This window comes from Streptococcus oralis, from assembly GCF_001579175.1.
GTDB lineage: Bacteria > Bacillota > Bacilli > Lactobacillales > Streptococcaceae > Streptococcus > Streptococcus oralis_O.
In genome coordinates, this window is sequence record NZ_KQ970759.1 from 100,767 (window position 1) to 106,861 (window position 6,095).

Genomic DNA, 6,095 nt, shown 5'->3' on the forward strand with positions numbered 1-6,095 from the left:
GGGGTTTTCCTTATGAAACAGTTCAGTGAAAACATCCCAACAGAACTTTTGGAATCCGCTAAAATCGATGGTTGTGGTGAAATTCGTACTTTCTGGAGCGTAGCCTTTCCAATCGTGAAACCTGGATTTGCAGCTCTTGCAATCTTTACCTTTATCAATACTTGGAATGACTACTTTATGCAGTTGGTTATGTTGACTTCACGTCAAAATTTGACTATTTCACTAGGGGTTGCGACCATGCAGGCTGAAATGGCAACCAACTATGGTCTCATTATGGCAGGAGCAGCACTTGCTGCAGTGCCAATCGTAACGGTCTTCCTTGTCTTCCAAAAATCCTTCACACAAGGGATTACCATGGGTGCTGTTAAAGGATAATACTCTGCGAAAATCGAATTCAGACAATGTCAGCATCACCTTGCCATACTTAAGTATTGCCTGCGGTTAGCTTCCTAGTTTGTTCTTCGATTTTCATTGAGTATAAGAGAATACAGAGTTATAAGTGTCTACAAAATGTTGGGTATTTGTATGCCATAGAGATTTTGTCAGACACTTATAAACTTAAGAATGAACTCTTTTCATGATACTAGTTAGAGTAGGTTCGTTTTATGGTATCTATTTCCCGCTTTAGTGGTATCTAAGATAAGCAACTTACGCTTTATCTTAGACGGAATTTTTGAGACTGACGATGAAAGAGCAACAGGCTCAAAAATTAGGAATGAAATTCCTAAGGAATTTGCTTCCGTCTGCACTATTACAGGGAGATAGAGAAAGGATAATTCGAAACTGAAAAATAGTAACTATCAGAAACGAAGGAAACAGTATGATTTTTGACGATTTGAAAAACATAGCCTTTTACAAGGGAATCCATCCCAATCTAGACAAGGCTATCGACTATCTCTATCAGCACCGTAAGGATTTTTTCGAACTCGGTAAGTATGAGATTGACGGGGACAAGGTCTTTCTAGTTGTTCAGGAAAATGTCCTCAATCAAGCTAAAAATGATCAATTTGAGCACCATAAGAACTATGCAGACTTACATTTGCTGGTAGAAGGACATGAATATTCAAGCTACGGTTCACGTATCAAAGACGAGGCAGTAGCATTTGACGAAGCGAGTGACATTGGTTTTGTCCATTGTCATGAACGCTACCCACTATTGTTGGGTTATCACAATTTTGCGATTTTCTTCCCTGGAGAACCGCACCAGCCAAATGGCTATGCAGGGATGGAAGAGAAGGTTCGCAAATATCTCTTTAAAATTTTGATTGATTAAAAGAATCAGGAGGAGCAAACATGGCACAAAAAGGAGTAAGCCTGATCAAGGCAGCATTTGATACAGATAATTTTCTCATGCGTTTCAGTGAGAAGGTCTTGGATATCGTGACAGCCAATCTTCTTTTTGTTGTCTCTTGTTTGCCTATCGTGACGATTGGGGTGGCGAAAATCAGCCTCTACCAAACCATGTTTGAGATTAAGAGAAGCAGGCGAGTACCTGTTTTCAGAACCTATCTGAGAGCTTTCAAGCAAAATCTAAAACTGGGTTTCCAGTTAGGTTTGCTAGAATTGGGCATTGTTTTGCTGAGTCTTATAGACCTCTATCTTTTCTGGGGTCAGACAGCTTTACCTTTCCAGATTGTGAAAGCTATTTGTTTGGGGATTCTCATCTTCCTCACTCTGGTGATGTTGGCTAGTTATCCCATCGCTGCCCGCTATGATCTGTCTTGGAAAGAAGTGCTGCAAAAAGGGCTTATCTTGGCAAGTTTTAACTTTCCATGGTTCTTCCTCATGTTAGCCATTCTCTTTCTCATTGTGATGGTTCTTTATCTATCCGCCTTTACTCTCCTTTTGGGTGGATCAGCTTTTATCCTCTTTGGTTTTGGTTTGCTAGTCTTTCTCCAAGCAGGTTTGATGGAGAAAATCTTCGCCAAATACCAGTAGGTTGAGGTGTTTCTGAAACTACTTTCAATCGTTAAAGTTTCTAAAATACAAGTAGAAACTAAAATCTAAGTGTATACAAGATATTGAAAGCGATTTTCACAAGGTGTATACTAAACTTGTAAAGAATAGAACTGCTCTCAGCAGAAAAAAAGAAATCTTAGGAGAAAATCTATGTCAGATTTGAAAAAATACGAAGGTGTCATTCCAGCCTTCTACGCATGTTATGATGATCAAGGAGAAGTAAGTCCAGAGCGTACGCGTGCCTTGGTTCAATACTTCATTGATAAGGGAGTTCAAGGCCTCTATGTCAACGGTTCTTCTGGTGAATGTATCTACCAAAGTGTAGAGGACCGCAAGTTGATTTTGGAAGAAGTCATGGCAGTTGCTAAGGGCAAATTGACTATTATCGCTCACGTAGCTTGCAACAATACTAAAGACAGTATGGAACTTGCTCGCCATGCGGAAAGTTTGGGAGTAGATGCTATCGCAACGATTCCACCGATTTACTTCCGCTTGCCTGAATACTCAGTTGCTAAATACTGGAATGACATTAGTGCTGCAGCACCAAACACAGACTATGTGATCTACAACATTCCTCAGTTGGCAGGTGTTGCTTTGACTCCAAGTCTTTATACTGAAATGTTGAAGAATCCTCGTGTTATTGGTGTCAAGAACTCTTCTATGCCAGTTCAAGATATCCAAACCTTTGTCAGCCTTGGTGGAGAAGACCACATCGTATTCAATGGTCCAGATGAACAGTTCCTAGGTGGACGACTCATGGGTGCCAAAGCTGGTATCGGTGGTACTTACGGTGCGATGCCAGAACTCTTCTTGAAACTCAATGAGTTAATTGCTGAGAAAGACTTGGAAACTGCGCGTGAATTGCAATACGCTATCAATGCAATCATTGGTAAATTGACTGCTGCACATGGAAATATGTACTGTGTCATCAAAGAAGTTTTGAAAATCAATGAAGGTTTGAACATTGGTTCAGTTCGTTCACCATTGACACCAGTAACCGAAGAAGATCGTCCAGTTGTAGAAGCAGCTGCAGCCTTGATTCGTGAAACCAAGGAGCGCTTCCTCTAATCCATAAGGAGGTATTTATGACACACTACGTTGCAATTGATATTGGCGGAACCAACATCAAATATGGTTTGATCGATCAAGAAGGCCAACTTGTTGAATCGCATGAAATGCCAACTGAGGCGCAAAAGGGTGGCCCCCATATCTTACAAAAGACAAAAGATATCGTTTCCAGCTATTTAGAAAAAGGCCCAGTAGCAGGTGTTGCCATTTCTTCTGCTGGGATGGTGGATCCTGACAAGGGAGAGATTTTCTACGCTGGACCGCAAATCCCTAACTACGCAGGAACCCAGTTCAAGAAGGAAATCGAGACGAGTTTTGCGATTCCTTGTGAGATTGAAAATGATGTCAACTGTGCAGGTCTTGCTGAGGCAGTATCTGGTTCAGGCAAGGGAGCGAGTGTGACACTTTGTTTGACCATTGGAACCGGTATCGGTGGTTGTTTGATTATGGATGGGAAAGTCTTCCATGGATTTAGCAATTCGGCCTGCGAAGTCGGTTATATGCACATGCAGGATGGAGCTTTCCAGGATCTTGCTTCTACGACAGCCTTGGTAGAATATGTAGCAACAGCTCATGGTGACTCAGTTGATCAGTGGAATGGGCGACGCATCTTCAAGGAAGCTACTGAAGGAAACAAGATCTGTATGACAGGCATTGACCGCATGGTAGATTACCTTGGGAAAGGTCTGGCAAATATTTGCTACGTTGCCAATCCAGAAGTGGTTATTCTCGGTGGCGGTATTATGGGACAAGAGGCAATCCTCAAACCAAAGATCCGCACAGCCTTGAAGGCGGCCTTGGTACCAAGTCTAGCTGAAAAAACACGATTAGAATTTGCCCATCACCAAAATACAGCAGGTATGTTGGGTGCCTATTATCATTTCAAAACAAAACAATCCTAGTTTGGAACTATAGAATTAAGAAGAACACTTAATCACTAGTCGAGTGAAAAATGTTCTGCTTAATTCTTTTTTTATTGAAAAATTAGAGCCAAAGGAGGTAATCGAGAGAAACTAGGAGAAAATAACCACCTTACATGAAAAGTTAAGGCGAGATGATGAACTACAAGGCGAGGACAATTCTATCAACCATTTAATTGATATTTATCTTGAGTAAATGAGAAAATATTGAAAAATGATATAATAAGATGGACGAAAAATTGACAAATTAGAATTTGTAGCGGTGAGAAAAATGTAATGGCAGCTCATCCAACTTAAATCGAAATAGTATCAAATCACGAGGAGATTATCAGATGAACAATTATATAAAATGTAATCAAGATAGATGGAATAATGTAAAAAATGATTATACTGAGCCGTTGACACATGAAGAATTAGAAGAAGCTAGAAAGCATCTAATTTCTGTTGCCTTAACTGTTGGGAAAAAAGTGCCCACAGAATGGTTTGAAAAAGCCAAGGGAAAAAAGATATTAGGGTTAGCTTGTGGTGGTGGCCAGCAGGGACCAGTTTTTGCTCTAAAAGGTTATGATGTCACCATAATGGATTTTTCCGTAGCACAATTACAAAGAGATGAGATGGTTGCTGAAAGAGAAGGATTAAAAATCAATACAGTCCAAGGCGATCTGACAAAACCATTCCCATTTGAAGATGAAACGTTTGATATTATTTTTAATCCAGTTTCAAATGTATATATAGAGGATTTAGAAAACATGTATAAAGAAGCCTCTCGAGTATTGAAAAAGGGCGGTTTGTTAATGGTCGGATTTATGAATCCTTGGATCTACATGTATGATGCTGACACTGTATGGGACAAACCTGATGAGGAATTACTGTTAAAGTTTTCAATCCCTTTTAATTCAAGAGAGCTTGAAGAGGAAGGCAAAATCACCATCAATCCAGAATATGGATATGAATTTAGCCATACCTTAGAAAGTCAGATTAGAGGACAACTAAAAAACGGTCTCGCTATGATCGATTTTTATGAATCATGTGACAAAAGACATCGCTTGTCACGTTATGGAAATGACTACATCGCTACACTTTGCATTAAACTATAATCTTATAGAACATACTTCTGGAGAATAGCTCGTTTTATTTTACGATTAGAATTTGCCCATCACCAAAATACCGCAGGGATGTTGGGTGCCTATTATCATTTCAAAACAAAACAATCCTAGTTTGGCTCAACCAAACTAGGATTTTCTAACACGTTTTTGTCTACGATAGCCATTGAGCTTTTTGTTTTCCCAATAACTATTAAAGATTTTTTCTTTGCTCTCGCGATTGATTTCCAAAAAGTAGGCATAAATCAAATCTATTAAAATGAGCATAGGGAGTTGAGCGGAAATACGCTGGATGTAAGAAGATTGACTATGGCTTGCGACAAGGACTGTTTCGGTATAAGCCTGACTATTTTTATTTGGAGCACTGGTAAAGAGGATGGTCTTAGCACCCATTTCCTTGGCATCCAACAAACTATCTAAGACGGATTGGGTAGTGCCTGATAGAGAAAAGCCAAGTACCAAACAGTTTTCATCCATGATACTGGTCGTCCATGCAAAGCCATCCTGATCGGTCAAAGCTTCACAGACAACACCTAGTCGCATAAAGCGCAGTTTCATCTCACGGGCAATCAGACCAGAACTGCCCGTTCCAAAAAAGTAAACTCGTTCCGCGTCATCGATTAATTGGGTGACGCGTTCCAGTTGTTCTTCGTCAATCAAATCTTGAGTTTGTTCTCGCATGATACTGTAGCTTCGTAAAACACGTTTGGTCAAAGGACTATGTTTGTGCGAATGAGTGTCCGGTTTACTAGCCTGATGCTGGTATTGAAAGACGAATTCTCGGTAGCCTGTAAAACCACACTTTTTGGCAAAGCGGGTCAAGGCTGCTTGGGAGATATGTAATTTCTGGGTAACTTGCTGAGAAGAGAGATCATCTTGGATTGTTTCAGTTTGTAAAAAATAACGAGCGATTTCTTGCTCGAGCTCGGTTAATTCTTCAAAATGGAGATCGATTATGGTTGCGATATCTGGCTTGTTCATGAGGCTCCTTTTTATGAGTCAAAGTCTTAAAGGTTAACGCTTTCCTAACTATTACTATCATTAT

At 40.1% G+C, this 6,095-nt stretch carries 7 protein-coding genes; 6 read left to right on the forward strand and 1 reads right to left on the reverse strand.

Annotation, left to right across the window (positions count from 1 at the left end; genetic code table 11):
- The 6 genes from SORDD24_RS00545 to SORDD24_RS00570 form a co-directional block, all read left to right on the forward strand.
- On the forward strand, positions 1-375 hold a 375-nt coding region (locus SORDD24_RS00545; RefSeq protein ID WP_081103473.1), incomplete at its 5' end, for a carbohydrate ABC transporter permease.
- Positions 376-820: 445 nt separating this feature from the next.
- Positions 821-1,273 carry a NanQ anomerase/TabA/YiaL family protein gene (locus SORDD24_RS00550; RefSeq protein ID WP_061406591.1) on the forward strand — a complete coding sequence of 151 codons (453 nt, stop codon included), beginning with the start codon at positions 821-823 and terminating at the stop codon, positions 1,271-1,273.
- Between the two features lie 20 nt (positions 1,274-1,293).
- Positions 1,294-1,938 (forward strand): YesL family protein, encoded by a 645-nt coding sequence (locus SORDD24_RS00555; protein ID WP_061406593.1) that lies wholly within the window; start codon positions 1,294-1,296, stop codon positions 1,936-1,938.
- Positions 1,939-2,109: 171 nt separating this feature from the next.
- Positions 2,110-3,027 carry a dihydrodipicolinate synthase family protein gene (locus SORDD24_RS00560; protein WP_001281480.1) on the forward strand — a complete coding sequence of 306 codons (918 nt, stop codon included), beginning with the start codon at positions 2,110-2,112 and terminating at the stop codon, positions 3,025-3,027.
- 17 nt (positions 3,028-3,044) lie between these two features.
- Positions 3,045-3,929 (forward strand): ROK family protein, encoded by an 885-nt coding sequence (locus SORDD24_RS00565; RefSeq protein WP_061406595.1) that lies wholly within the window; start codon positions 3,045-3,047, stop codon positions 3,927-3,929.
- Positions 3,930-4,279: 350 nt separating this feature from the next.
- Positions 4,280-5,044, forward strand: coding sequence for a class I SAM-dependent methyltransferase (locus SORDD24_RS00570; protein ID WP_061406597.1), 765 nt, complete (start codon positions 4,280-4,282; stop codon positions 5,042-5,044).
- 135 nt (positions 5,045-5,179) lie between these two features.
- Here SORDD24_RS00570 and SORDD24_RS00575 read toward each other — a convergent pair whose 3' ends face one another.
- A complete protein-coding gene (locus SORDD24_RS00575) occupies positions 5,180-6,031 on the reverse strand; it encodes a MurR/RpiR family transcriptional regulator (RefSeq protein WP_061406599.1) in 852 nt (283 codons plus the stop codon).
- Positions 6,032-6,095 lie beyond the last annotated feature (64 nt).